The sequence below is a fragment of the Kitasatospora sp. NPDC085895 genome (assembly GCF_040702125.1).
In the GTDB taxonomy this organism is placed as follows: domain Bacteria; phylum Actinomycetota; class Actinomycetes; order Streptomycetales; family Streptomycetaceae; genus Kitasatospora; species Kitasatospora arboriphila.
In genome coordinates this window covers 42,726-68,336 of sequence record NZ_JBFBJY010000045.1, presented here as the reverse complement: position 1 = coordinate 68,336, position 25,611 = coordinate 42,726, and the positions used below count along the sequence as shown (strand labels likewise).

Here is a 25,611-nt window from a genome sequence, read left to right as displayed (position 1 = left end):
GATCCCGCTGTCGGAGTACGTCCGGCGCCGGCGGCTCACCGTCGCGGGGGCCGAGGTGCTCGCGGGCGAACGGACCCTGCTGGAGATCGCCGTGCCCCGGCAGCAGCCGAAGCCGGACCTCCTGCGGCACCGGCTTCAGCGCCTCCCGCAGCGTCAGCCCGGAGACCCGCGGCAGCCGCCCGGCCAGCCAGTCGCAGACCTCCTCCGGGTGGTGCCTGGCACCCTCGCGCAGCGACCAGCCCAGCGCCTTGCGCACGAAGAACCGGGGATCCGTCAGCAACGGGTCCGCGAGCGCCCCGAACTCCCCGAAGAAGAGCGGGAACCGCTCCGGCGAGCGCAGCGCCGGGAGGTGGCCCAGCACCCCGCCCCGGCGCACCCACAGCTCGTCCCGGCGGCTCCAGCGCAGCAGCACCTCCGCCGTCCCCGGGAACCGCAGCAGCAGCGGACCGGCCGCCTTCGGCGCGATCACGTCGACGTGCGCCCAGGTGTCGCACTGCTCCAGCATCCGCTCCAGCAGCGCCAGATCGGCCGGCACCAGCATCCGTTCGCGCGCCTCCAGCAGGAACCCGGCGCAGCTGCGCGACTCGTGCACCGGCCGCGCCCACAACTCCTCGACCAGCGCCAGCACCGCCGCCCGGTCCAGCCCGGGGTGGCGCCGGAGCAGACCGCGCACCGCGGCGCGCATCCCCGGCACCGGGACCCCCAGATGGTGCAGCGAACTCTTCAGGTACGCCTTCTCCTGCTCGGCGCGGCCGGGCACCACGGAGCCCTGCAGCCGGGCGTCGAGCTCGGCGGCCAGTGCGGCGGTCGGGGCGGTCACGGGCGGTCCTCCGGTCCGGCGGCGGTCGTCGTCACGACGGTACGCCGCCCCGGGCCGCCGCCGCGGACGCCCCTGCCACGGCCGGGCGCGGCGCCGCTGCGGATAATGGACCCGCAGGAACGAGGCGAGCGGAGATCGGTGATGAGCGCGGTGGCGGACGAGTACACGGGACCCTGGCTGGTCGTGGGCCTGGGCAACCCCGGCGAGGGCTACGCCCGCAACCGGCACAACATCGGCTTCATGGTGGCGGACCTGCTCGCGGAGCGGATGGGCGCGAAGTTCAAGGCGCACAAGAGCCGCGCCCAGGTCGCCGAGGGCCGGCTGGCCGGCCGGCGCGTGGTGCTGGCCAAGCCGATGACGTTCATGAACCTCTCCGGCGGGCCGACCACGGCGCTGCGCGACTTCTACAAGGTCCCCAACGGGGCGATCGTCGCGATCCACGACGAGCTGGACATCGACTACGCGGCCCTGCGGCTGAAGTGCGGCGGCGGCGACAACGGCCACAACGGGCTGAAGTCCATCACCAAGTCGCTCGGCGCCGACTACCACCGGATCCGCTGCGGCATCGGCCGCCCGCCGGGCCGGATGGAGGTCGCGGACTTCGTGCTGAAGGACTTCTCCTCCGCCGAGCGCAAGGACCTCGACTGGTTCGTGGACCGGTCGGTGGACGCCGTGGAGGCGCTGCTCTCCGAGGGGCTGGAGCGGGCCCAGAGCACCTACAACTCCTGAGCCGCGCCCACCGGACGGCACCCCGCGGAGGGCTCCCGGGAGCGGTTCGTGAGGATTCGGCGCCGTACACAACGGTCCTGCAACGCTTGGCCGCTGGGACCTGAATCACGGTCAGGTCGAGGTGTTCCATCGGATACGGTCTGACCCGTACGAAGGGGTTGAGGGGCTCGATCTGGGGGTAAGGAACGTGATTCGCTCCTACCGGGCGGCGCGGATGGTCGGCGGCGCGGCATTGTGCCTGGCAGCCACCGGGATCGCCGCCCCGGCCGCGGAAGCCGCCGGTGCGACGGCGGGCCCGGAGCCGTCCCCCGAGCCGGCCGCGGCCCAGATGGTGCCGCCGGTCAGCGGCTCGGTCGGCGGCTCGGCCGGACTCTACGCGGTGGCCGGCGGACTGGTCGTGGTGGCCGGCGGAGCGGCGACCTGGGTGCGCCGCCGCCGGGCCGACCGCGAGGGCTGACCGCCGCAGGCACAGGGCCGACCCCGCCGGGGTCGGCCCCTCGCGTTCCCGGTGGAAGATTTCCTCCCGGTCTGTCGTCCGTTCCGGCCCGCCGGTGCGTCAGGTGGGCATGACGATGAAGGGTGACCCGTTCGACGCCTTCGTCGGAGCGCGGTACCAGGCGCTGCTCCGCGCGGCGTTCCTGATCACCGGCGACCTCCACGACGCCCGGGACCTGCTGCACGACGCCCTCGCCCGGGTGTACGTCCGGCGCCGGTCGATCCGCGAGGAGTCGGCGACCGAGGCCTACGTGCGCCGCACCATGGTGCGCACGCACGTCTCCCGCTGGCGGCGCACCAGGCGCGAGGTCCTCACCGACCGCCTGCCGGACGTCGCCGGGCCGGAGACGACGGCGGGGGACGAGCAACTGGCCGCGGCCCTGCGCGCGCTGCCGCCGCGGCAGCGCGCCGCGGTCGTGCTCCGCTACTGGGCCGACCTGCCGGTCTCCGCGGTGGCCGAGGAGATGGGCTGCACGCTCGCGACGGCGAAGACACATCTCGGACGGGCGATGACCACGCTCCGGCGCGACCTCGCGCCCGAGCGGGAGGTGAGCCGACATGGATGACGAGGAATTCGGACGCGCACTGGCCGGTCGCCTGGAGGCGGCCGCGGACGCCCGGGTCGGCGCGGCGGAGGTCCCGCTGGCCGGGCTCCGCACCCTGGGCCGGCGCCGGGTGCTCCGCCGCCGCGGGGCGCAGGCGGCCGCCGCCGCGGCCGTGGTGCTGGCCGGCCTGCTGCCGCTGCTGGACGGCGGCGCGGCGGGCGGGGCGGCGCCGGCGGCCACCGCCCCGGCGCCCGCGCCGGACGTCACGGAGCTGCCCGACCTGACCTGCCCGGCCCGGCTGCGGAGCGGGGCGTCCGGTGCCGCCCCGATCGGGGACAGCGGGCCGGACGAAACGGCCGAGCGGGCCTGGAGGTTCGCCCTGCGGGAGGACCGCTTCCACATCGCCGGGGTCTGCGTGGACCGCGGCGCCGGACAGGTGCTGGTCTTCCGGGTGCCCGGCAGCGACCTGGACGCCCGGCTCTCGGCGGCTCTCGGCGGGGCTGCGGGCACCCTGCGCTTCCGCGACGCGCCCTACTCGCAGTTCGACCTGGGCCGGGTGTGCACGGCGGTGGTGAGGGACACCGAGTACTGGCGGGACCGCGGGGTGGAGATCACCGACGTGGGCAGGCTGGTGGACGGCACCGGGATCGCCCTCGGCACGCCGCAGGCGGACACCGCCCGCGCCGACCTCGCGGCGCGCTACCGGCCGTACGCGGTGGAGGTGGTGGAGCAGCCGTCGGCGACGGGGTGACGCGCCGGGGGGCGGCCCCGCGGTGTGCGGGACCGCCCCTCGGGCCGGGCGGGTGCCGGGTCAGCCGGTGTTGCGCAGACCGGCGGCGATGCCGTTGACGGTCAGCAGCAGGGCGCGGGCCCGCAGCGGGTCCTCGCTCAGCCCCTTGGCGGCCTCGTCGCGCTGCCGGCGCAGCAGTGCCACCTGGAGGTACGAGATCGGGTCGAGGTAGGCGTCGCGGACGGCGAAGGTCTGCTTCAGCACCGGGTTGTGGTCGAGCAGTTCGGTCTCGCCGGTGAGCCGCAGCACCTCGCGCAGGGTGCGCTCGTGCTCCTCGGTGATCTGGTCGAAGACGTGGTGCAGGTCGGCCGGCACCAGCTGCTCGACGTAGTGCCGGGCGATCCGCAGGTCGGTCTTGGCCAGCGTCATGGCGACGTTGGACAGGAAGTTGCGGAAGAAGTGCCACTGGCCGTACATCTCGTCCAGCACGTCGCCGAGGCCGGCCGCGCGGGCGGCGGCGAGGCCCGCGCCGACGCCGTACCAGCCGGGGACGATCTGCCGGGACTGCGTCCAGCCGAAGACCCACGGGATGGCCCGCAGGCCGTCCAGCCCGGCACCGGAGTCGGGGCGGCGGGACGGGCGGGAGCCCAGGTGCAGCGAGGCGAGCTGGTCGACCGGGGTGGCCGCGAAGAAGTACTTCGGCAGGTCCTCCTGCTCGACCAGGCCGCGGTAGGCGGTGTGCGCGGCCTCGGAGACCTGGTCCATCGCGGCGTCCCAGCGGGCCAGTTCCTCCGGGGCCTGCCGCGGCGCGGTGTGCAGCGCCGAGGCGGCGAGCGTCGCGGAGACGGTGAGTTCGAGGTTCTCCCGGGCCAGCGACGGCAGCAGGTACTTGTCGGAGATGACCTCGCCCTGCTCGGTCACCTTGATCTCGCCCTCCAGGGTGCCCCAGGGCTGGGCGAGGATCGCCTCGTGCGAGGGGCCGCCGCCGCGGCCGACGGTGCCGCCGCGGCCGTGGAAGAGCCGCAGCCGGATGCCGTAGCGGTGGGCGACGTCGCGCAGCCGGCGCTGGGCGCGGTGGATCTCCCACTGCGAGGTGGTGATGCCGCCGAACTTGGAGGAGTCCGAGTAGCCGAGCATGACCTCCTGGATGTCGCCGCGCAGCGACACCAGCAGGCGGTACGACGGGTCGGAGAGCATCTCGTCGAGGATCCGGTCGGCCTGCTGCAGCTCGTCGGTGGTCTCCAGCAGCGGCACGATGCCGATCTTGGCGATGCCGGCGTGCAGGTCGATCAGACCGGCCTCGCGGGCCAGCACCGCCGCCGCGAACACGTCGTCCGCGCCCTGGCACATCGAGATGATGTACGACTCGACGATCTCGTCGCCGAACCGCTCGAAGCCCTCGCGGATCGTGCTGAACACGCCGAGGGTCTTCGCGCCGGCCGCGTCCAGCGGGGCCGGGACGGGCGCGAGCGGACGGCGCGAGCGCAACTCCTTGGCGAGCAGCCGCTGCCGGTACTCGCGCGGCATGTCCGCGTAGCGCCAGGCCTCCTCGCCGAGCCGGTCGAAGAGCTGGCCGAGCGCGTGGTGGTGGGCCTCGGCGTGCTCGCGGACGTCCATGGTCGCGAGCTGCAGGCCGAACGCCTCGACGGTGCGGATCGCGCGGGCCAGGCGGCCGTCGGCGATCAGCCCACCGCGGTGGGCGCGCAGCGAGTCCTGGATCAGGCGCAGGTCGGCGACCAGCTCGCGGGTGCCGACGTAGTCGCGGCCCTCGACGTGCGGGGTGCCCGCGGCCAGCCGGTCCCGGGTGTTCTCCAGCTTGAGCCGGACGCAGGTGGCCTTGAGCCGGTACGGCTCCTCGGCGTTCATCCGCTTGTAGCGGGGGCTGAGCTCCGGCAGCGCCTTGAGGTCGGCGTCCAGCGAGGCCAGCAGCTCCTCGCTCGCCCCGGCCAGGCGCACCGAGGTGGAGAGCGAGTTGCGCAGGTCGTCGACGGTGGCGAGGGCGTCCTTGATGCCGTACTCGTGCTGCAGGTTGAGCACGTCCCAGGTGACCTGCGGGGTCACGTTGGGGTTGCCGTCGCGGTCGCCGCCGATCCAGGTGCCGAAGGTCAGCGGGCGCACCCCGTCGGGCAGCGCCAGGCCGACCCGGGCGAGCTCCTCGTGCAGCTCCTCCAGGACGGCGGGGACGGCCTCGCGGTACAGCTCGTCCAGGTAGTAGACGGCGTTGCGGGCCTCGTCCGTCGGTTCGGGGCGGGCGATCCGCAGCTCGTCGGTCTGCCACAGCAGGTCGATGACCTCGGCGAGCCGGCGGTCGGCCTGGCGCTTCGCCGAGGAGTGCCGCACGGGGTCGGCCTCGGACAGGCCCGAGGCGAGGTGCTCGCGGTGGATGCGCTCCAGCAGCTCGCCGATCCGGCGCAGCTTGTTGAGCACGCTGCGGCGGGCGGCCTCCGTCGGGTGCGCGGTGAACACCGGCCGGACGGCCAGGTGGGCCAGGGTGTCCTGGAGGTGCTTCGGGTCCGCCTCGGCGAGCTGGTCCGCGGTCTGCGCGAGCAGCGAGCCCTCGCGGGCCCGGCGGGTGGCGAACTCGCGGCCGCGGTGCACCTGCTCGGTGACGTTGGCGAGGTGGAAGTAGGTGGAGAAGGCACGGACGAGCTTGCCCGCGGTCTCCAGGTCGATGCCGGCGAGCAGCTCGGCGGTGGCCTCGCCGTCGGTGCGGCTGAGCAGGCGGACCTGCTCCACCAGGCCGAGCAGCTCGGGGCCCTCCTGCCGGACCAGCGTCTCGCCGAGCAGGTCGCCGAGGCGTCGGATGTCCGCGCGCAGGGCGGCGTTGTCGGCGTCGGGGCCGGCGGTCGCGGACGAGGCGTCCGACGAGGCGGGGACCGGAGCGGTCACGGCTGTCTCCCTGTGGTGGTGGGGGGTTCGGCAACGGCTCTCATCACCTTTGTAACGGTGATGCGTGCGGACCGCGCTGTCCGACCCGCACAGCATAGGTGGCACCGGGTGCCGCGTCCGAGATTGGCCGGATGGCGGACAGGGTGCCGCTCGCGCCGGGTCCCGCGGAACTCGCTGGGGAGGGCCCGAGGGGCGGCCTTACGCTGTCCCCCATGAGCAAGTCGCCGGAGGGGGGCGGGCCGGTCCACACCCTGGGGTGGTGGCCCCGGCGCCGCAGTGCGCTGCTGGACGTGGGGCTGGCCGGACTGGCTGGACTGGAGTGCGCCGCGGGGGCGTACGGCATGGTGGGGGACCGGCTGCACCTCGGTGCGCCGGCCGCGGTCGTGTCGGCGGTGCTGGGGGCACTGGCCGGGGCGACGCTGGTCGTGCGGCGGCGCTGGCCGGCCGTACCCGTCCTGGTCGGGCTGGTCTTCGTGCCCGGCCTGTTCGGCATGGTGCTGCTGGTCGTCTCGCTCTACACGCTGGCCGCCACCTGGGAGTGGCCCTCGCGCCGCCGCCGGGTCGTCGCGCTCTCCGCGATCGCCCTCGCCGAGACCTTCGGCATGGCCCTCGTCTACATGCTCGCCCCCACCCAGGTGCCCGCCGAGGAGACCCCGCCGACCTGGGTGTTCGTCCTGCTGGCCGCCCTCGTCTCGGTCGGCCTGACCGTGCCGCCGGTGGTCACCGGCCTCTACGTCGGCGCCCGCCGTCGGCTCGTCGAATCGCTCACGGACCGGGCGCTCGGCCTGGAGGCCGAACTCGACCTGCTCGCCGAACAGGCCAGCGAACGGGCCCGGCGGGCCCGGCTGGAGGAGCGCACCCGGATCGCCCGCGAGATGCACGACGTGGTCGCCCACCGGGTCAGCCTGATGGTGGTGCACGCCGGAGCACTGGAGCGGATCATCACCAAGGACCCGGAGAAGGCGCAGGCCAGCGCCAAACTGATGGGAGAGGTCGGCCGGCAGGCCCTGGACGAGCTGCGGGAGATCCTCGGCGTGCTGCGGATGGCCGAGCCGGCCGCGGCCGCCGCCGAGGGCACGGGCGGCCTCACCGAGGTCACCGGACTCGTCGAACAGTCCCGGGCCGCCGGGATGACGGTCTCGCTGACCGTCAGCGGTGAGCGCCGCCCCTACCGGGGGGACGCCGAACAGACCGCCTACCGGCTCGTCCAGGAAGGGCTGACCAACGCCCACAAGCACGCCGGCGGGGCCCGGGTGTCCGTCCTACTGGCCTTCGTGCCGAACGGGGTGCGGGTGGCCGTGGTCAACGACTGCCCGGGCGGCGCCGAGCCCGTCCGCCTGCCGAGCGGCGGCAACGGGCTGGTCGGCATGCGCGAACGGGTCGTCTCCCTCGGCGGCAGCTTCGACGCCGGCCCGGAGCCGGACGGGGGCTTCCGCGTCGAGGCGGTGCTGCCCTCCCGGCTGGCGGTGCCCTCGGAACGGCTGATCTGAACGGACGAGCACCTCAGGGGCGCGGGGAACCGCGCGATCCGGATGCGGGTCGCCCGGTGAACTCCGGTCGGCCGTAGCCGTCAGGCCACCCGCTCCCTGATTGCGCAGCTCCCCGCGCCCCTTGTGGTTCGCCCTCCGGGGGCGCTTCCAGCAGGCGGTCGGCGAGCCTCGGGCCGACCAGTGGGCTGAAGAGGCGGACGGCCGGCGGGAGGGCGAGGACCACCGCGAGGGTCAGGGCGAAGGCGCCGAACAGGGGCAGCGCCGTCCAGGCGTGGTGCAGGACCCGGGCGTGGTAGAGGCCGGAGGCCTGGACGAGCTTCAGCGGCAGCCCGTGCAGCAGGTAGACGTGGAGCGAGGCCACGCCCAGCGCCGTCCAGCGGGTCCGGCCCTCCGGCAGCAGGGCCAGGAACGCCGCCCCGGCGACCAGGGACAGCAGGCCGAGCGAGGCCCTGACGGCCAGCCAGACCGGGTACGGGACGTGCAACTGGGCGGCGCTGCCGGTGTACTCCACCCAGCCCGGGTTCAGCAGCTCGGGGGCGGTGAGCCACAGCACCGCGAAGACCGCGGCCAGCACCGCCGGGGCCCAGCGCCGGACGGCCGGCCGCCGCAGCAGGGCGAGGTGGTGCGGGCGCAGCACCAGCCCCAGCACGAACCACGGCAGGAAGGCGAGGGTGCGGCTGAGCGCGAGCTCCTCCGGCAGCGCCCGGGCGGCGCCCGAGGCGGCCGCGACCAGCACGGCCACCGCCAGCGGATGCCGCAGCGCCGTCCACAGCGGCACGGTCAGCCGCCAGACGAACAGCGAGAGCAGGAACCAGGTCAGCCAGCGCGGCTCCAGCAGCGAGAACGGTGCGAACCGGCCCTCCAGCACCATGCCGACCAGGTTGTACAGCACCTGGAAGACCAGGTACGGCACGGCGACGCCGGTCACCAGGCGACGGCCGTCCACCACCGGACGGCCCGGCCGGGGCTGCGCGAACCGGCCGCACAGCGTCACGAACACCGGCATCGCGAAGGCCGCGACGGTCAGCACCGCGGCGGCGACCGTCCGGTCGGCGCCGGCCAGCGGCATCCAGGTGTGCGCGCACACCACCAGCGCGACCGCCGCGAACTTGGCGTTGTCGAAGAGCGGCTGCCGCCCGGGGGCCTCTGCGGTGTCGGGGTCGGCGCCGGTGTCGGGGTCGGGGGTCTCGGTGCGGTCCGCGGCGGCGGTGGGGGCGCTCATCGCGATTCCTCCCGGTCCTCTCCTCGGAATTTCCACACAGTGTGGACCCGGGGCGGGCGGGACGGGAGGGGTTCGGGCGAAAGCGGTGCGCCCGCGCACGAAGGGCGGCGGACGGGGGCGCACCGGCCGACGATCCGTCAGCCGGTGCGGAGGAAACGGTCGGTGCCGACGCGTCAGGCGCGCAGCCGCTCCGGGGTGAGCCCCATGACCAGGGTGGCGAGCGCCTGGTCGACCGTGGCACCGAGGTACCACTCGCCGGTGTGGTCCAGGCTGAAGACCCGGCCGAGTTCGTCGATCGCCAGGAGCGCCTGGCCGTACCGTTCCTCGCCGAGCGGGGCGAGGCGGGTGCCGAGCGCGCGGCCGAGGTCGGCCAGGGTGCGCGGCTGGTGCAGGCCGCAGCGCGGGTCGAGCAGGAAGGGGGTGCGGGCCAGTGCCCGGCCGGCGCCGTCCAGGTCGAAGGCCAGCCCGCCGAACTCGGCCCAGGCCTCCACGGCGGCGGGGAAGACGGAGTGCGGGGTGTCCAGGGGCCCGCCGTGCACGGCGAGCACGTCCGCCCAGGCCTCGGCCTGGCGGATCTCCCAGCGTCCGGGGTGCCAGCCGGCCTGCTTGAGGGCGGCGGCCACGTCGGCGGGGAAGCGCGGTTGGGTTCGTACGGCGGTCGCGTTCAGGGTCTGCTCCGTGGTTCGGGGACAGGGACGGCGCGCGTCAGCGGGTGGTGGGCCCGACGGCGACGCTCGCGACGTTCATGTGGTCCAGCAGGGCCGCGCAGGAGCGGCACGGCGGCGCGTGCGTGCCGTGCGCCGGGTCCCCCTCCTCGCGGATGCGCAGGGTGGTCAGCCGGGCGCCCCGCAACGCCTTGCGGGCGTCGTGCAGGCCCAGCGGCTTGCGCGAGGCGCGCTTGGACCGCGCCCCGTCCACCGTGGTGAGGTACTGGGAGAGCAGCACCGCCTCCGGGCACCGCCCGGTGAACCGCTCGCGGTGCTCGATCGGCAGGCCGGCGAGGAAGTCCCCGACCAGCGGGTGGAGCAGCGGAGCGAGGTCGGCCTTGTCGCCGGCCAGGGTGTGCACCTCGCCGTTCTTCAGCGAGAGCGCCGCCGCGACCGCGGGCAGCACGCTGTCCCGCACGTGCAGCAGGCGCGGCACGGCCGGGGCCGCCGGCTGCTCGGCGGTGCCGGGCTCCCGGTCGGCCGTCGGGCTCGCTGACATGGTTCTCCTCGATCGCTTTCCGCGCGGGTCTCCGGGCCCGGTCGGCAGTCGGACGGGGTGCTGACGGTCGGTGGACGCCGACCGGCTCCCTCATTGTGGGCCTCAAGACTGTCAAACCCTTCGCAGCGCCGCGGACCCGGGGTGTACGGAGCGTTGCGAAGGCCGTCACGGCGCGCCGCGGGTTTGCGGATTCGGCCCCCGGGGGCGTACGGCGGCCGGTACCGTTCCAGCGGCGGGGCCACCTGGGCAGCACCGTGGGGCGCCGCCGGCCGCAGGGCCGGCGGTGGTGATCCGATCCGGGGGCCGCACGGACGCGGGGTGCTCCGGGCGGTGACGCTCCGGCACCGGACAAGGGGGGTCTTGTCGATGTCGACGCAGCACGGGCAGGGGCACGCGCCGGCGCAGGAGGCGCACGAAGCGCCCGGCGAGCACGTCCCCACGCCGGGTACGACCGGGTCCGCGCCCGGGCGCCGGATCGGCCTCGCCGTGGTCGGCGCCGGGTACTGGGGACCCAACCTCGTCCGCAACGCCCAGCAGACGCCCGCCCTGCGGCTGCACTGGCTGTGCGACCTGGACGAGGAACGCTCCCGCCGGGTGCTCGGCGAGTACAGCACCGTCCGCACCACCACCTCCTTCGACGAAGTCCTCGCCGACGACCGGGTCGAGGCCGTCGCCGTCGCGACCCCCGCCGCCGCCCACTACAAGCTGGTGCGCGCCGCCCTGGAGGCCGGCCGCCACGTGCTCGTCGAGAAGCCCATCACCACCACCGCCGGCGAGGCCGCGGAATTGTGCGAACTCGCTGAAGAACGCGGACTGGTGCTGATGTGCGACCACACCTTCTGCTACACGCCGGTGGTCCGCCGGATCCGCGAGCTCGTGCACGGCGGCGAGATCGGCGACGTCCAGTTCTTCGACTCGGTGCGGATCAACCTCGGCCTCGTCCAGCCCGACGTCGACGTGCTCTGGGACCTCGCCCCGCACGACCTGTCGATCCTCGACTTCGTGCTGCCGCCCGGCGTCGAACCGGTCGGCGTCAGCGCCCAGGGCGCCGACCCGATCGGGGCCGGCCGCGCCTGCGTCGCCTACCTCACCGTCCGGCTCAGCAACGGCGCGCTCGCCCACTGCCACGTCAACTGGCTCTCGCCGACCAAGGTCCGCACCACCCTGATCGGCGGCTCCCGGCGCACCCTCGTCTGGGACGACCTCAACCCGCAGGCCCGGCTGGCGATCCACGACCGCGGCGTCGACCTCACCCCGCCCGACGAGCTCACCGACGCCATCCGGCACCGCGCCATGATCTCGTACCGGGTCGGCGACATGGTCGCCCCCGCCCTGGTCGAACAGGAGGCGCTGCGCAACGTGATGGCCGAGTTCGCCGCCGCCGTCACCGAGGGCCGGGCCCCGCTCACCGACGGCCGCTCCGGCCTGCGGGTGCTGCGCCTGCTGCACGCCGCCTCCCGCAGCCTCGAACTCGGCGGCGCCACCGTGCCCGTCGGCCCGGCCGCCGGCACCGGCCCCGTCACCGCACTGCCCAGCCCCGCACCGCCGAGCCCCGCACCGTCGTCCACCGCACAGGAGAGGGCCGCCGCCCGATGAACGCAGTCCCCGTCCCCGGCTCCCGCTGCCTGGTCACCGGAGGCGCCGGCACCATCGGCTCCACCGTCGTCGACCAGCTGATCGAGGCCGGTGCCCGCGAGGTCGTCGTGCTCGACAACTTCGTCCGCGGACGCACGGAGAACCTCGCCCGCGCCCGGGAGCTCGCCGCCCCCGGCCGACTGCGGGTCGTCGACGGCGACATCCGCGACCGCGCCCTGCTGCGCGAACTCCTCGGCGACGACACCGACCTGCTCTTCCACCTCGCCGCGATCCGGATCACCCAGTGCGCCGCCGAACCCCGACTCGCCCTGGAGATCATGGTCGACGGCACCTTCGACGTCGTCGAGGCCGCCGCCGAGAAGGGCGTCCGCAAGCTGATCGCCTCCTCCACCGCCTCCGTCTACGGCCTCGCCGACACCTTCCCGACGCCGGAGACCCAGCACCCCTACAACAACGACACCTTCTACGGCGCCGCCAAGGCGTTCAACGAGGGCATGCTGCGCAGCTTCCACGCCATGACCGGCCTGGACTACGTCGCGCTGCGCTACTTCAACGTGTACGGGCCCCGGATGGACGTCCACGGCCGGTACACCGAGGTGTTCATCCGCTGGATGGAGCGGATCGCCTCCGGCGAACCCCCGCTGATCTTCGGCGACGGCACCCAGACCATGGACTTCGTCTACACCGAGGACATCGCCCGGGCGAACCTGCTCGCCGCCGCGGCCCCGGTCACCGACCGGGTCTACAACATCGCCTCCGCGAGCGAGGTCTCGCTGCGCGGCCTCGCCGACGCGCTGCTCGCCGCGATGGACCGCAGCGACCTCGACGTCGAGCACGGCCCGGCCCGCGGCACCGCGGGCGGCGTGGTCCGCCGGCTCGCCGACATCTCCGCCGCCGAACGCGACCTCGGCTGGAAGCCCGACCTCGGCCTCGACGAGGGCCTGCGCCGGCTCGTCGCCTGGTGGCGCGCGCAGTGACCACGACCGACCCGCGAGCAGTTCGGAGCACCCCCGTGTCCAGTACCCCCGCGGCCGTCATCCCCGTCATGGTGCCGTGGCTCGGCGAGGAGGAGGCCGAGGCCGCCGCCGAGGCCGTCCGCTCCGGGTGGGTCGCCCAGGGCCCGCGGGTCGCCGCCTTCGAGCGGGCCTTCGCCGAGCACCTCGGCGTCCCGCACGCGGTCGCCGTCTCCTCCTGCACCACCGCGCTGCACCTCGCCATGATCGGCGCCGGGGTCGGGCCCGGCGACGAGGTGGTGGTGCCCTCGCTCTCGTTCGTCGCCACCGCCAACGCCGTCACCTACGTCGGCGCCGTCCCGGTCTTCGCGGACGTCGACCCCGCCACCGGCAACCTCACCGCCGACACGGTCGCCGCCGTGCTCACCGACCGCACCAGGGCCGTGATCGCCGTCGACCAGGGCGGTGTCCCGGTCGACCTCGACGCGATCCGGGCCCTGGTCGAACCCCGCGGCGCCACCGTCGTCGAGGACGCCGCCTGCGGCGCCGGCTCCGTGTACCGGGGCCGCCCGGTCGGCGCCGCCGCCGCGATCGCCGCCTACTCCTTCCACCCGCGCAAGCTGCTCACCACCGGCGAGGGCGGCATGGTCACCTGCCACGACGCCGACCTCGCCGCCCGGCTGCGCCGGCTGCGCGAGCACGGGATGAGCGTCTCCGCTTCCGACCGGCACAGTGCCTCCGGCGGCGCCGCCGTCGTCGAGACCTACGACGAGATCGGCTTCAACCACCGGATGACCGACATCCAGGCCGCCGTCGGCCTGGTCCAGCTGGGCAAGCTGCCCGCCATGGTCGCCCGGCGGCGCGAACTCGCCGAGCGCTACCGCAGCCTGCTCGGCCCGCTCGCCGCACGGCTGGTCGCCGACCCCGCCCACGGCACCGGCAACTACCAGGCCTGCTGGCTGCTGCTGCCGGAAGGCGCCCCCGACCGCACCGAGGTGCTCGCCCGGCTCGCCGCCGCCGGAGTCTCCGCCCGGCGCGGCATCATGGCCGCCCACCTGGAGGCCCCGTACAAGGGCACCGCCCGGGTGCCGCTGCCCGCCACCGAGCTGATCACCCACCGCTCGCTGATCCTGCCGCTGTTCCACACCCTCACCGAGGAGCAGCAGGACCGCGTCGTCGCGGCCCTCCGGGAGGCCGTCGGGTGACCTCGACCAGGCACCTCGGGCACGCCGGCTTCGCGGTCGAGCACGCCGGCCTGCGGCTGCTGATCGACCCGTGGTTCCACCCCGCGTTCCTGGGCGCCTGGTTCCCGTACCCGGACAACCGGCCGCTGCTGCCCGAGGTGGTGGCCGGCCGCTGGGACTACCTCTACGTCTCGCACACCCACGAGGACCACCTCGACGAGCGGCTGCTCGACCGGCTCTCCCGGGACACCGCCGTCCTGGTGCCCCGCTACCGGACCCGGTCGCTGCAGCGCCGGCTCGCCGCACTCGGCTTCACCCGGCAGGTGCCGCTCGGCCACCGGGAGACCCACCGGCTCGGCCCGGACGCCACCGCCACCATGCTGCTGGACACCAGCCACAAGGAGGACAGCGGCCTGCTGCTGGACCTCGGGGGCTTCCGCTTCCTCGACCTCAACGACTGCAACCCGCCGCTGTCCGACCTGCCCGGCGGCGTCGACCTGCTGGCCGCCCAGTACTCCGGCGCCATGTGGTACCCCAACGCCTACGACTACCCGCCCGCGCGGATGGCCGCCAAGACCGCCGCCGTCCGCGCCGACCTGATGGACAGTCTGGTCCGCAAGGTCCGGCTCACCGGCGCCCGCCGCTACCTGCCCTCGGCCGGCCCGGCCTGCTTCCTCGACCCGGAGCTCGACCGGTTCAACGACCGCGAACGGACGATCTTCCCGCACTGGGAGGACGTCGCCGCCGACTTCGCCGCCGCCTGTCCCGGGGTCGAGGTCGTCCGGACGGCCCCCGGCGACACCGTCGGCGCGCTCCCCGGGCCCGACGGCCGGGAGGTGCCCCCGGCCCCGCCCGGCCGCTGGCTCACCGACCCGGCCGGGTACCTCGCCGACTACCGCGAACGCCGCCGCGAGGAGTGGCAGGCGTACCACCGCGGCGGGTCCGCGCCGCCCACCGCCGAGGAGGTCGACGCCCACTTCGACCGGCTCCGCCGGCTCAACCGCCCGCTGCTCGCCGACTACCGCGGCCGGCTCGCCTTGGAGGCCGGCGGCGAGGCCTGGCGGATCGCCCTCGGCGACCTCGCCGCCCGGGTCGACCTGGAGGACGAACCGGTCGACCCCGGCTACACCATCCGCGTCCCGCCGCGCGCCCTGCGCGCCGTCCTCGACGGCCGGGCCGGCTGGGAGGAGGCCCTGCTCTCCATGCGCCTCGCCCTGCACCGCGACCCGGACGTCTTCGACCTCACCCTGCTCTCGCTGCTGCGGTACGGCCACCAGCCCGCCCAGACCCGCCGGCTGGTGCACGAGCGCACCGCCTCCGACGAGACCGTCCGGCGCGACGGCCTGCGGCTGCAGCGCTGGTGCCCGCACGCCGGCGAGGACCTCGCCCACGCCGTGATCGCCGACGGCGTCGTCGAGTGCCCCCGCCACCACTGGCGGTGGGACGCCGCGACCGGCGTCTGCCTCTCCGGCGGCAGCCTCCCGCTGCGCGTGGAGTCCGAGCCCGCCGAGCCCGAAGCCGTACCCGTGCCCGCACCGTCCACCGAACCCGCCGAGGGGCGAATCCCATGACCGACATCCCGCTCGTCGACCTGCACGCCGCCCACGCCGAGGTCGCCGAGGAGGTGCGCGCGGGCTTCGACGCCGTCCTGGCGAGCGGCGCCTACGTCAAGGGCCCCGACGTGGCCGCCTTCGAGGCCGAGTACGCCGCCTTCTCCGGGGTGCGGCACGCGGTCGGCACCGCCAACGGCACCGACGCCCTCGAACTCGCCCTGCGTGCCCTCGACCTGCCGCCCGGCTCCGGCGCGGTGCTGCCCGCCAACACCTTCGTCGCCACCGCCGAGGCGGTCGTCCGGGCCGGGCTGCGGCCCGTCCTGGTCGACGTCGACCCCGAGCACCTCCTGATCGACCCGGCGGCCGTCGCCGACGCGCTGCCCGGCGCCGCGGTGCTGCTGCCCGTCCACCTCAACGGCCAGCTCGCCCCGATGGCGCCGCTGCTGGAGGTCGCCGGCGGGCTGCCCGTGGTCGAGGACGGCGCACAGTCCCAGGGCGCCCGGCAGGACGGCCGGGTCTCCGGCTCCTGGGGCCGGATCGCCGCCACCAGCTTCTACCCCGGCAAGAACCTCGGCGCCTACGGCGACGCCGGCGCGGTGGTCACCGACGACGAGGGCCTCGCCGCCGCCGTCCGGCTGATCGGCGACCACGGCTCCGGCCGCAAGTACGTGCACGAGCGGTTCGGCTTCAACTCCCGGATGGACACCCTGCAGGCCGTCGTGCTGCGCGCCAAGCTGCGCCGGCTGCCCGCCTGGAACGAGGCCCGCCGGGCCGCCGCCGCCCGCTACGACGCGCTGCTCGCCGGCGTCGAGGGCCTCACCCTGCCGCGCACCCTGCCCGGCAACGAGCACGTCTGGCACCTGTACGCCGTCCGGGTGGCACGCGGCCGCGACGCCGTCCTCGCCGACCTGCAGGCCGCCGGGATCGGCGCCGGGGTGCACTACCCGGTGCCCGTCCACCTGCAGCCCGCCTTCCGCGGCCTCGGCCACGCCGAGGGGGCCTTCCCGGTGGCCGAGCGGGCCGCCGCCGAACTGCTCACCCTGCCGCTCTTCCCGCAGATCACCGAGGACCAGCAGAGCCGGGTGACGGAGGTGCTGGCCAAGGCGGTGCGCCGCTGACGCGGTGCCGCCCGGAACGGGAGTGACGCCCCTGGTCTCCAGGGGTGTCCCTTCCCCTACGCTGGTGCCCGCAACAGTGCAGAGCCAGTGGGGGAGCCCTGATGACGACAGGTCGGCCCGGCGCCGCCGCCGCGCCCAACTCGGCGTACGCGGGCCAGGTGGTGCAGTTCCCGGACCCGATCCGGGCCGAGAAGCACCCGGCCGGTGTCCGCGTGGACGAGTACGGCTTCCCGGACTTCGGTCCGTACGCCGCCGCGGCCGCCGAGGTGGCCGACCCGCCGGAGGGCTTCGGCGTGGACGAGCTGCGGCTCACCGACTACGTCTCCGCCAACGCCGCGCTGTTCACCCAGGGCCACGAGCTGTGGGCCGACCTGACGACCGCCGTCGCCACCCCGCCCGGCTGGACCTGGCACCACGCCGTCGGCCGGGCCGCGCCCGGCTGGCGCCGGATGGAGCTCGTCCCCGTCGAGGTCAAGGCGCTGCTGCGGCACCACGGCGGCCTCGCCCGCTCCTCCGCCGACCACGCCCGCCGCGGCACCCGCCCGCTCCAGGAGCGCCGGCCGGTGCACTTCCCGCTGGCCATGGACGGCGGCGACCCGGTCGCGGTGTCCGAGGACCTGGTGCAGCGCGCCGAGCAGCGGCTCGGGCACCCGCTGCCCGGCGCCTACCGCAGCTTCCTGAAGATCGCCGGCGGCCGCGCCCCGGCCGGCGTCGCCCTGGACGCCGACTACGGAGTCCTCCTCGACCAGCCGTTCCTGACGCTGAGCGAGGAGTACGGCGTGCACGACCTGGTGTACGCCAACAAGTGCCTGCGCGACCACCTCACCAAGGACTACCTGGGCATCGCCTACGTCCAGGGCGGTCTGCTCGCGCTCAAGGTGCGGGGCGAACGGACCGGTTCGGTCTGGTTCTGCCCGTACGACGACGCGCGCGACGGCGGCGGCACGGAACCGCCGGAGGAGAGGGTGGCGCGGCTGCTGCTGCCCTGCGGGGAGAGCTTCGACGCGTTCCTGCTCCGGCTGGCGGGCAGTCCGCCGGAGCTGGAGACGGTCGCGGAGCTGATGGTGGACGGCGGGTTCGCCCGGGCCGTCCCGGTGAACTGAGCAACGGAGGGGTGAGCCGGGCGTGGTGACGTACGCGCAGGCGCAGGAGATCGCCGAGGACTGGATCAACGCCGGCGTGCCGCGCTCCCGGCAGCGCGAGGTACGGGTGCGGGAGTTCGACCTGGGCTTCGTCTGCTGGGCGGTGGAGGGGGCCGAGGGCGAGCCCCCGGAGGGCGGCGAGGTGCGGCTGGTGATCGCCCGGGACAGCGGGGCGAGCACCCTCTGGCCGCCGCTGCCGGTCAACGAGGTGGTCCGCCAGTTCGAGGAGACGTACGGCGGCCGGACGGAGCCCAACCCGGCCGGCGCCGCCCGGCCGGTGCCGGGCGCGGTCGAGGCGACCTCGTTCCTGCTCAGCCCGCCGCAGTGGCTGCAGGAGGCCGGGGCGGCCGCGATCGCCGCCGAGAACGAGCGGCTGGGCACGCCCGCCGCCGAGCCGCCCGCGGCACCCGCCGCGGCGGCCGTGCCGGAGCCCGTCCCGGCGGCCCCGGCCGTGCAGACCATGCCGCCCGCCTCCGACCGGCCGGCCGGCGACGCGCCGACCATGCTGGCCCCGCCCTCGCAGCTGGACGGGCTGCGGGAGCGGTCCGCCGAGGCGGCGCCGCCCGGCTCGGAGGGGCTCACCGTGCCCATGCCGGCCACCGCGATGCCCGCCGCCGCCCCGCCGGCCGCCACCGTCGCGATGCCCGAGGGCTTCGGGTTCGACGTGCCGCCCGCCGCGCCGCCGGCGCCGCCCGCCGTCCCGCCGACCGCCCCACCGCCGTTCCCCGGGCCGGGCACGCCCTCGGCCGGTACCCCGGTGCCCCCGGTCGCGGTCGAGCACGCGCCGACCGTGCTCGCCACGCCGGACCAGCTGCCGCCGGTCCCGCCCGGCCCCGGTGCCGCCGGCCCGGGCGCCCCCGGTCAGGGCGCCTCGGGTCAGGGCGCCTCCGGCCCGGGCGTGGCGTACGCACCGACCGTGCTCGCCACCGACGGCCCGCCCGGACTGATGGGCCTGCCCGGCGCCCCCGGCACCCCGCCGGCCGGCGTCCAGCTCGGCCGCTCCGGCCCGTCCGCTCCGCCGCCGCCCCCGCCGGGCGAGCTGCGCGGCGGAGCCGGTCCGGCCGGTGCGGGGACGGGCCGTTCCGCGCCGTCCGCCCCGCCGCCGCCCCCGCCCGCGGAGCTCCGCGGCGGAGCCGGTCCGGCCGGTGCGGGGACGGGCCGCTCGGCACCGTCCGCCCCGCCGCCGCCCGCCCTGGCCTCGCTCGCCCAGGGCGGCCGGGCCGCCCCCGCCCGGCCCGCACCGGACGCCGCCGGGGTGGCGCACGCCGCCACCCAGCTGGCGCACGCCATCGACCTGCCCGGCGGCCCCGGCGCGTCCGGACCCGGTGCGCCCGCGCCAGGCCCCGCGATGCCCCCGCCGCCGGCCGGCATGGCCCCCGTCCCGGGACCGCCGCCGCCCGGCTACGGCTACCCCGGCGCCGGTCCGGTGGGCGCCCCGCCGGCCGTGCCCGCGCCGCCCGCCCCCGCGCCGCAGGCCGCCCCGGTGCCGCCGCCCGCCGCGGGGGTGCCGACCATCGGCCCCGGCACCCAGGCCGTGATCAGCTACCGCCGTCCGGACGGCTCCGAGCAGTCGCTGGTGATGGCCAGCGAGCCCGGCACCCCGCACCCGGAGTGGAAGGCGCTGCAGGAGATGCGCCGCCTCGGCGTGCCGCCGGACCAGGTGCTGGAGTTCCACACCGAGCTGGAGCTGTGCGACCTGCCCGGCGGCTACTGCGCCCGGATGGTGAAGTCCTCCTGGCCGAACGTGCGGATCACCCACACCGTCCCGTACGGCCGCGACCGGCAGGCCCGGCAGGCCGGCATGGCGATGCTGCTGGACCACCTGGACCAGCTGCACCAGCTGGCCGCCGCCCCGCAGCGGCCCCGGCCGGTGCAGGCGCCGCTGCCGCCGCCCGGTGCCGTCCCGCAGCTGCCGCCGATCCCCCCGCAGCAGCTCGGGGCGGAGCTCGGGCAGGCGTTCGGCGGTGCGGTGTTCCGCTTCGAGCAGCGCGCCGTCTCCCGGCAGGGCGTGCCCGAGGCGGTCGCCCAGACGCTGATGTGGGCCGGTCTGCCGCGCGAGTTCCCGCCGTTCTTCTGGGCGCAGGCCCAGGAGGGTCGGCCGATCCCGACGCTGGCCGAGCTGGCCGCCGAACGCGGCCGCCCGGCCGGCCCGGACTTCGGCGGCTACCTGGTGCTCGGCAACGACTACGGACGGCAGCTGTGCGTCCAGTACGGCACCGCCGCGGTGGTCGCCGTCGACCTGGAGGGAACCGGTGAGCCGCCCCGCTTCGTCAACACCGGCGTGCCGGAGTTCGTCCGCAGCCTCGCCGTCCTCGGCCGGATGTGGCGGCTCCGGTACGGCCTGACGCCGGAGCAGGCCGGTCGCTGGACGACCGACCTGCAGGCCCAGCTGCTGGCGGTCGACCCGGCGGCGCTGCACACGCCCGAGGGCTGGTGGGCGGTGCTCCTGGAGCAGCTCTGGGACGGTCTGATGTAGCAGCCCGGGGGCGGGCCGTACGGTCCCGCCCCCGGCCTCGCCTTGTTGGGCTTTCGACCGTACCTGCGCAAAATAGGTCAAGTGGGCGCCCCCTGGGACGCCCGCGAACAGATGCACACCCACAGCACAAGGGGAAGAGCCGATGAGCGACGCCGTCTCCCAGCACGGCTTCACGGTGGCCCGCCGCGGCTACGCCATGGAGCAGGTCGACGCGACCCTCCGGGCGCTGACCGCCGACCGCGACGAGGCCTGGGAGCGGCTCAGCGTGCTCGGGGCCGGCCTGCGGGAGATGGAGAAGCGCCTCGGCGAGATCCTCCGGGCCAAGGAGGACGCGCCCGAGCCCGACTACGGACGGCTCAGCGCCCAGGCCGGCGCGCTCATGCTGATCGCCGAGAACGAGGCCGCGGCCGTCCGCGACAACGCCGCCCGCGACGCCGAGCAGGCCCGGGCCGACGCCGAGCAGGCCGGCCGGTCCGCCGCCCGCGCGGCCGAGACGTACTCCGCGACCGTCCGCGGCGAGGCCGAGCAGGCCGCTCGGGCCACCGAGGACCGCAGCCGCGCCGAGGCCGAGTCGATCCTCGACCAGGCCGAACAGGACGCCCGGACCACCCACGACACCGCCACCGCCGACGCCGCCCGCACCCGGGTCGCCGCCGCCGAGGCCGAGGAGCGCGCCGAGGACAAGCTGGCCGAGCTGCGGCGCCGCTCCGACGAGATGTTCGCCGAGGCGGAGGCCCAGGCCGACGCCGAGGAGGCCAAGATCACTTCCGGTGCGGAGCGCCGCCTGAGGGAGGCCGAGCAGCACCGCGAGGACATCCTCGCGGAGATCCGCGCCATCGAGGGCGCCGCCCAGAAGCGCGCCGAGGACCTGCTCGCCGCCGCCCGCCGCAAGGCCGAGAACATCCGCTCCAACAGCGAGTCGGACCAGTCCGACTTCGCCGCGCGGCACGCCGAGATGCAGGAGCGCCTCGACGCCGTCAAGCAGACCCTCGCGGAGCTGACCGGCGCCGCGCTCGGCAGCATCGAGCCCGGCAGCCGCCCGGCCGCCCTGGAGGCCGCGGCCAAGGAGGCGAACGAGCCCGAGCTGACCCTCGACCTGCTGCTGAAGAAGCCGCTGCCGGCCGCGGAGTCGCCGGCCGTCGAGGCCGAGCCGACGGCCGTCCCCGAGGAGCCTGCGGCCGAGGAGCGCACCGGGGCCGCCGAGCAGCCCGCCCCGGTGGAGAGCGCGGCCGAGGAGCCCGGGGCCGAGCCGAAGATCGTCCCCAAGATCGTCATCGTGGACGACGGCATCGACCACGACACCCGCCCCCACCGGGTCACCCGCCGCGGCTGAGCGGCCGCCCGGGGCTCACAGCACCTCGACCGCAGCCCCCGTCAGCCGCCGCCGGCAGTCCAGGACGTACTGGGCGTGCTCGGTGATGCCCGGGTAGTCGAACTCGTCGTGGTCGGCCAGCAGCACCACCGCGTCGGCGGCGGCCAGCTCCTCCGGCGTCGCCTCGACGCGGCGGACGGTGGCCAGGGGGTCGCCCTCGTGGTCGGGGGAGGCGGTCCGCCGGCCGGGGACGGTGGGTTCGGCGACGTGGACGCCGACCACCACGTGCGGGTCGGCGGCGCGGACCTCGGCGCCCATCCTGGTCAGCAGCTCGACCACCCGGGCGGCCGGGGTCTCCCGGGCGTCGCCGGTGTTCTTCTTGTAGGCGAGGCCCAGGACGAGGATCCGGGAGCCGTTGACCGAGCGGCGCCGCTCGTTGAGCGCCTCGGTGAGCCGCTGCACCACGTAGTCCGGCATGTGGCTGTTGACGTCGTTGGCCAGTTCCACGAAGCGGAAGGACCGGCCGAGGGTCCGCTCCACCCGCCAGGACAGGTAGGACGGGTCGATCGGCAGGCAGTGGCCGCCGACTCCCGGCCCGGGGGTGAAGCGGAGGTAGCCGAAGGGCTTGGTGGAGGCCGCGTCGATGGCCTCCCACACGTCGATGCCGAGGTCGTGGGCGAACATCGCCAGCTCGTTGACCAGGGCGATGTTCACGTGCCGGAAGGTGTTCTCCAGCAGCTTGGTCAACTCGGCCTCCTTGCAGGAGGAGACCGGCACGGTCCGTTCCACCAGCTGCCCGTAGAAGCCCTCGACCGCGGCCAGCCCCTCCGCCGTCGTGCCGGAGACGACCTTCGGGGTGTTCTCCAGCCGCCACCGCGGGTTGCCCGGGTCGATCCGCTCGGGGGAGTAGCCGAGGTGGAAGTCGTCCCCTGCCCGCAGCCCGGAGCCCTCCTCCAGCAGCGGGGCGAGCAGCTCCTCGGTGGTGCCCGGGTAGGTGGTGGACTCCAGGACGACGGTCGCGCCGGGCCGCAGGTGGCGGGCGAGCAGGTGCGCGGAGGCCTCGATGTACGACAGGTCGGGGGCGCCGTCGCGCAGCGGGGTGGGCACGGTGATCACCGCGATGTCGAAGCCGGCCACGTCCGAGGGGTCGGCCGAGGGCAGGTAGGCGCCGCTGTCGAGGAGCGGCTGCAGCCGGCTGCCGGGAATGTCCTCGACGTAGGACTCGCCGACCGCGAGCCGCTTGATCCGCCGCTCGTCGACGTCGTACCCGACCACGGTGTGCCCGACCTCGGCGGCCCGGACGGCCAGCGGCAGTCCGACGTAGCCCTGCCCTGCGATGACCACGCGCATGACGAAGTACCCCCTCCATCGCGACGGCGCGCGCACCCTCTGCGGGGCGGGCCCACACCTTCTTCACACGAGGGTACGGAGGGCGTGCCGGTGCGCGGGCGGCTTCGCGCAAACGCGTGCGTCCGGCACAACCGGGCCTTCGGGCCCAGCGGTTGACAGCGCGTGCCGACGGTCATGGGATGGACGTATGAACGAGCCGCCGCACGAGGCACTGGTCCTGCTCGCCCCCGTCGAGGGGGTGCTCGACCGCCTGCGGGAGCTGGTGGCGGTGACCCAGCTGGGCTCGCAGCGGGTGGTCCTGGCCGTGGTCGGGGAGGGGCAGCGGGAGAAGGTCCTCGCACTGCCCGGAGTCCTCGGGGTCTACACCGACGCCGTGCCGGACACCGCCCGCCGGGTCTTCTCGCCGGGGGAGCAGCTGTTCGTCTCGGCCTGGGAGGCGCGGGCCCGGCCCAAGGAACGGCCCGGCGACGGGCTGGCCTGGGACGACCCCGGCTTCCGGCCGCCGGACCGGCCGACGGGCGGGGCGTCCTGACGGACCGGTCCTGACGCCCGGCGGCCCCGAACGCTCGGCCACTGCTGACGACGGGCGGCCCGTCCTGGGACGGGCCGCCCGCGGGGCACGGTCACCGGCAGCGGCCGGTCACCCGGGGTACCGGGTCACAGGAGCCGCCACGGGCCGTTCCAGTGGAAGTCGGGTCCGGAGTCGCGCCAGAAGAACTGCAGGGTGTCGCGGACGCGGGCGATGAGTTCGAGGTTGCCCGGGGATCCGAAGTTGCTCTGGATCATGGTGAGGGCGTCGACCTGGCCGAGGTCCTGGGCGAAGGTGAAGGGGGCGCTCCAGGGCATGGCGGGGTCGTCGTTGTTGCGCCACATGAAGCTGATGCCGCCGCCGGCCGCGGGGAAGACGAGTTCGAAGTTGCCCTGCTGGCCGAAGCGGCTCTGGACGAGGGCGGGGTTGCCGGCGGCGCCGGCGGCGATCTGGTACGGGCCGTTCCAGTGGAAGTCGGGTCCGGAGTCGCGCCAGAAGAACTGCAGGGTGTCGCGGACGCGGGCGATGAGTTCGAGGTTGCCCGGGGATCCGAAGTTGCTCTGGATCATGGTGAGGGCGTCGACCTGGCCGAGGTCCTGGGCGAAGGTGAAGGGGGCGCTCCAGGGCATGGCGGGGTCGTCGTTGTTGCGCCACATGAAGCTGATGCCGCCGCCGGCCGCGGGGAAGACGAGTTCGAAGTTGCCCTGCTGGCCGAAGCGGCTCTGGACGAGGGCGGGGTTGCCGGCGGCGCCGGCGGCGATCTGGTACGGGCCGTTCCAGTGGAAGTCGGGTCCGGAGTCGCGCCAGAAGAACTGCAGAGTGTCGCGGACGCGGGCGATGAGTTCGAGGTTGCCCGGGGACCCGTAGTTGCTCTGGATCATGGTGAGGGCGTCGACCCGGCCCAGCTCCTGGCCGAACTGGGTCGGCTCGCCCCAGGGCAGGTTCGGGTCGTCGTTGTCGCGCCACAGGAAGTCGACGCCGTCGTAGGCCGAGGGCACGGTGAGCTCGAAGTTGCCGTTGAGGCCGAACCGGCCCTGGAGCAGTGCGGGGTTGCCCGCCACGTTGGTGGCCCAGCCGAGGTGGCTCGGCGTCCGCGGGCAGAGCGCGAAGGTGTTGGCCCGCATGAGGCAGTCGACGCCGTCCGCCGCGCAGTTCTCGCAGTTGCTGTTGGGGGTGCCGAACCGGCCCCAGCTGCCGCCGCAGTCGCACCCGCTGGAGGCGTACTCGTCGGGGCAGCCGAAGATGTGCCCGGTCTCGTGGGCGAACACCCGGTCGATGTTGTCCGGGCCCCAGCCGTCGTTGGCGTAGTTCATGACGATCCGCGGCCCGCCGATGGACGCGTACGCGAAGTGCACCAGCGGGTACTTGGTGAAGAAGCCGCAGTAGGTCCACCGCGTGCCGAAGCGGTTGCGGATGTCGTTGACGTAGGACACCACGCCGTTCCAGTCGGCGCTGTAGCCGAGCGCCCCCATGGCGGGGTCGCGCCACAGCGCCTCCAGGTCGGCGGCGCCCGGGTCGGCCGCGGTGTCGATCCGCACGATCTGGATGTCGTAGGTGAAGGTGATCCCGGCGGCCGGGTTGGTGGTCGAGTACCAGCTGAGGCCGTTCTGGACCTCGGCCACCACCTTGGTGCGTTCGGCCTCGGTGAACTGCAGGTCGGCCGTCGGCCCCTCGACGATCACGATGCCGACGGCGACGCTGCCCTCCAGGTAGGAGCTGGTGGGGGCGGGTGCCGGGGCGCCGGCGAAGCCGGGGGCGCCGAGGTCGACCTCGGGGGTGGGGACGACGGTGGTGCAGGATCCGAGGGAGGTCCAGAGCTCGCCGTCGCGCGGGCGGGCCCGCTTCACCGCACGGTAGGTCGGGGTCTCGCGCAGTCTCAGCGCCTTGACGCCCAGCGCCTCCACCTGGGTCATCAGCGGCAGCTCGGCGTCCGGGACCTCGGTGGCGCCGTTGCTCCCGCCCGTGGGCTGGACGACGTTGACGCGGCCGTAGCGGTGCAGCACCGGGGCCGCCTCGGGGAGGGCGGTCTGCGGGTCGGGGGGTGCCGGGGGCGCCTCACGGGCGTCCATCACGGCGAGTTCGTGGATGTTCAGGTCGCCGGCCATGGCGTGGCTCCTGTTCGCATGTTCGGGTGGGTTTCGTGCAGGGAGGGCCGGCCGGACGCCGTGCCGTCACCGGAGACCAGGGGGCTCGCTCCGGGAGTACGGGCGCCCTGCCGACGCCGGGAGGGTTCCCCCCGCTGTCATGCTCATATCGTGAAAAAAGGGGCGCA

Annotated in this window: 21 protein-coding genes; 14 read left to right on the top strand and 7 right to left on the bottom strand. The window is 75.2% G+C overall.

All coding sequences use genetic code 11. The features are described 5' to 3' along the window. The coding region (locus AB0442_RS25535) for a DNA alkylation repair protein (RefSeq protein WP_366165589.1) at positions 1–820 on the bottom strand (820 nt) is incomplete at its 3' end. A gap of 141 nt (positions 821–961) precedes the next feature. Here AB0442_RS25535 and pth point away from each other — a divergent pair. The 4 genes from pth to AB0442_RS25515 all read left to right on the top strand — a co-directional run bounded on the left by pth (position 962) and on the right by AB0442_RS25515 (position 3,340). After that, positions 962–1,549, top strand: a complete 588-nt coding sequence (pth, locus tag AB0442_RS25530) for an aminoacyl-tRNA hydrolase (protein WP_366165587.1) — start codon at positions 962–964, stop codon at positions 1,547–1,549. Between the two features lie 187 nt (positions 1,550–1,736). Then, positions 1,737–2,006: a hypothetical protein gene (locus AB0442_RS25525; protein WP_363541391.1), complete on the top strand. Its 270-nt coding sequence runs from the start codon at positions 1,737–1,739 to the stop codon at positions 2,004–2,006. 109 nt (positions 2,007–2,115) lie between these two features. Next, complete coding sequence (locus AB0442_RS25520; RefSeq protein WP_366165586.1) at positions 2,116–2,610, top strand: SigE family RNA polymerase sigma factor; 495 nt, start codon at positions 2,116–2,118, stop codon at positions 2,608–2,610. Then, positions 2,603–3,340, top strand: coding sequence for a hypothetical protein (locus tag AB0442_RS25515; protein WP_366165585.1), 738 nt, complete (start codon positions 2,603–2,605; stop codon positions 3,338–3,340). Before AB0442_RS25520 ends, AB0442_RS25515 begins: the two co-directional genes overlap by 8 nt. 60 nt (positions 3,341–3,400) lie before the next feature. Here the strand turns inward: AB0442_RS25515 and ppc are convergent, their stop codons facing one another. After that, the gene (gene ppc / locus AB0442_RS25510) at positions 3,401–6,136 is read right to left on the bottom strand and encodes a phosphoenolpyruvate carboxylase (RefSeq protein WP_366165590.1); all 2,736 of its coding nucleotides are present in this window, start codon (positions 6,134–6,136) and stop codon (positions 3,401–3,403) included. A 284-nt stretch (positions 6,137–6,420) separates the two neighbouring features. Here ppc and AB0442_RS25505 point away from each other — a divergent pair, with 284 nt between their 5' ends. Beyond that, complete coding sequence (locus AB0442_RS25505) at positions 6,421–7,698, top strand: histidine kinase (RefSeq protein ID WP_366165583.1); 1,278 nt, start codon at positions 6,421–6,423, stop codon at positions 7,696–7,698. Positions 7,699–7,711: 13 nt separating this feature from the next. On the opposite strand, the gene AB0442_RS25500 is transcribed toward AB0442_RS25505, so the two are convergent. The 3 genes from AB0442_RS25500 to AB0442_RS25490 all read right to left on the bottom strand — a co-directional run bounded on the left by AB0442_RS25500 (position 7,712) and on the right by AB0442_RS25490 (position 10,126). Further along, positions 7,712–8,920: an acyltransferase family protein gene (locus AB0442_RS25500; protein WP_366165581.1), complete on the bottom strand. Its 1,209-nt coding sequence runs from the start codon at positions 8,918–8,920 to the stop codon at positions 7,712–7,714. A 173-nt stretch (positions 8,921–9,093) separates the two neighbouring features. Next, the gene (locus tag AB0442_RS25495) at positions 9,094–9,543 is read right to left on the bottom strand and encodes an SUKH-3 domain-containing protein (RefSeq protein ID WP_363541385.1); all 450 of its coding nucleotides are present in this window, start codon (positions 9,541–9,543) and stop codon (positions 9,094–9,096) included. A gap of 82 nt (positions 9,544–9,625) precedes the next feature. Beyond that, positions 9,626–10,126: a YwqJ-related putative deaminase gene (locus tag AB0442_RS25490; RefSeq protein WP_366165579.1), complete on the bottom strand. Its 501-nt coding sequence runs from the start codon at positions 10,124–10,126 to the stop codon at positions 9,626–9,628. A 366-nt stretch (positions 10,127–10,492) separates the two neighbouring features. Between AB0442_RS25490 and AB0442_RS25485 the strand changes: the two genes are divergently transcribed. The 8 genes from AB0442_RS25485 (at position 10,493) to AB0442_RS25450 (ending at position 21,481) form a co-directional block, all read left to right on the top strand. Then, the gene (locus AB0442_RS25485) at positions 10,493–11,722 is read left to right on the top strand and encodes a Gfo/Idh/MocA family oxidoreductase (protein WP_366165577.1); all 1,230 of its coding nucleotides are present in this window, start codon (positions 10,493–10,495) and stop codon (positions 11,720–11,722) included. Next, positions 11,719–12,699 (top strand): NAD-dependent epimerase/dehydratase family protein, encoded by a 981-nt coding sequence (locus tag AB0442_RS25480; protein WP_366165575.1) that lies wholly within the window; start codon positions 11,719–11,721, stop codon positions 12,697–12,699. Before AB0442_RS25485 ends, AB0442_RS25480 begins: the two co-directional genes overlap by 4 nt. A gap of 35 nt (positions 12,700–12,734) precedes the next feature. After that, positions 12,735–13,880: a DegT/DnrJ/EryC1/StrS family aminotransferase gene (locus AB0442_RS25475; RefSeq protein ID WP_366165574.1), complete on the top strand. Its 1,146-nt coding sequence runs from the start codon at positions 12,735–12,737 to the stop codon at positions 13,878–13,880. Next, positions 13,877–15,430, top strand: coding sequence for a Rieske 2Fe-2S domain-containing protein (locus AB0442_RS25470; RefSeq protein ID WP_366165572.1), 1,554 nt, complete (start codon positions 13,877–13,879; stop codon positions 15,428–15,430). The genes AB0442_RS25475 and AB0442_RS25470 overlap by 4 nt, the downstream gene beginning before the upstream one ends. Further along, the gene (locus AB0442_RS25465) at positions 15,427–16,530 is read left to right on the top strand and encodes a DegT/DnrJ/EryC1/StrS family aminotransferase (RefSeq protein WP_366165570.1); all 1,104 of its coding nucleotides are present in this window, start codon (positions 15,427–15,429) and stop codon (positions 16,528–16,530) included. Before AB0442_RS25470 ends, AB0442_RS25465 begins: the two co-directional genes overlap by 4 nt. A gap of 101 nt (positions 16,531–16,631) precedes the next feature. Next, the gene (locus AB0442_RS25460; RefSeq protein WP_344628083.1) at positions 16,632–17,633 is read left to right on the top strand and encodes an SMI1/KNR4 family protein; all 1,002 of its coding nucleotides are present in this window, start codon (positions 16,632–16,634) and stop codon (positions 17,631–17,633) included. 22 nt (positions 17,634–17,655) lie between these two features. After that, on the top strand, positions 17,656–20,148 hold the full coding sequence (locus tag AB0442_RS25455) for an SUKH-4 family immunity protein (RefSeq protein ID WP_366165568.1): 2,493 nt from the start codon (positions 17,656–17,658) through the stop codon (positions 20,146–20,148). A gap of 142 nt (positions 20,149–20,290) precedes the next feature. Next, entirely contained in the window at positions 20,291–21,481 is a 1,191-nt protein-coding gene (locus AB0442_RS25450; RefSeq protein ID WP_366165567.1) for a hypothetical protein, read from the top strand. A gap of 15 nt (positions 21,482–21,496) precedes the next feature. Here AB0442_RS25450 and AB0442_RS25445 read toward each other — a convergent pair whose 3' ends face one another. After that, a complete protein-coding gene (locus AB0442_RS25445; RefSeq protein ID WP_366165566.1) occupies positions 21,497–22,810 on the bottom strand; it encodes a nucleotide sugar dehydrogenase in 1,314 nt (437 codons plus the stop codon). Between the two features lie 187 nt (positions 22,811–22,997). Between AB0442_RS25445 and AB0442_RS25440 the strand changes: the two genes are divergently transcribed. Continuing rightward, positions 22,998–23,342 carry a hypothetical protein gene (locus AB0442_RS25440; protein WP_366165565.1) on the top strand — a complete coding sequence of 115 codons (345 nt, stop codon included), beginning with the start codon at positions 22,998–23,000 and terminating at the stop codon, positions 23,340–23,342. 125 nt (positions 23,343–23,467) lie between these two features. On the opposite strand, the gene AB0442_RS25435 is transcribed toward AB0442_RS25440, so the two are convergent. Next, a complete protein-coding gene (locus AB0442_RS25435) occupies positions 23,468–25,444 on the bottom strand; it encodes a hypothetical protein (protein WP_366165563.1) in 1,977 nt (658 codons plus the stop codon). Between the last annotated feature and the right edge of the window lie 167 nt (positions 25,445–25,611).

Excerpts from the sequence above, each read along its gene's own strand:
- AB0442_RS25485 (WP_366165577.1), top strand. The coding sequence starts at position 10,493 with ATGTCGACGCAGCACGGGCAGGGGCACGCGCCGGCGCAGGAGGCGCAC.
- AB0442_RS25440 (WP_366165565.1), top strand. The coding sequence starts at position 22,998 with ATGAACGAGCCGCCGCACGAGGCACTGGTCCTGCTCGCCCCCGTCGAG.
- AB0442_RS25465 (WP_366165570.1), top strand. The coding sequence starts at position 15,427 with ATGACCGACATCCCGCTCGTCGACCTGCACGCCGCCCACGCCGAGGTC.
- AB0442_RS25515 (WP_366165585.1), top strand. The coding sequence starts at position 2,603 with ATGGATGACGAGGAATTCGGACGCGCACTGGCCGGTCGCCTGGAGGCG.
- AB0442_RS25505 (WP_366165583.1), top strand. The coding sequence starts at position 6,421 with ATGAGCAAGTCGCCGGAGGGGGGCGGGCCGGTCCACACCCTGGGGTGG.
- AB0442_RS25490 (WP_366165579.1), bottom strand. The coding sequence starts at position 10,126 with ATGTCAGCGAGCCCGACGGCCGACCGGGAGCCCGGCACCGCCGAGCAG.
- AB0442_RS25520 (WP_366165586.1), top strand. The coding sequence starts at position 2,116 with ATGACGATGAAGGGTGACCCGTTCGACGCCTTCGTCGGAGCGCGGTAC.
- AB0442_RS25500 (WP_366165581.1), bottom strand. The coding sequence starts at position 8,920 with ATGAGCGCCCCCACCGCCGCCGCGGACCGCACCGAGACCCCCGACCCC.
- AB0442_RS25435 (WP_366165563.1), bottom strand. The coding sequence starts at position 25,444 with ATGGCCGGCGACCTGAACATCCACGAACTCGCCGTGATGGACGCCCGT.
- AB0442_RS25460 (WP_344628083.1), top strand. The coding sequence starts at position 16,632 with ATGACGACAGGTCGGCCCGGCGCCGCCGCCGCGCCCAACTCGGCGTAC.
- pth (WP_366165587.1), top strand. The coding sequence starts at position 962 with ATGAGCGCGGTGGCGGACGAGTACACGGGACCCTGGCTGGTCGTGGGC.
- AB0442_RS25445 (WP_366165566.1), bottom strand. The coding sequence starts at position 22,810 with ATGCGCGTGGTCATCGCAGGGCAGGGCTACGTCGGACTGCCGCTGGCC.
- AB0442_RS25450 (WP_366165567.1), top strand. The coding sequence starts at position 20,291 with ATGAGCGACGCCGTCTCCCAGCACGGCTTCACGGTGGCCCGCCGCGGC.
- AB0442_RS25480 (WP_366165575.1), top strand. The coding sequence starts at position 11,719 with ATGAACGCAGTCCCCGTCCCCGGCTCCCGCTGCCTGGTCACCGGAGGC.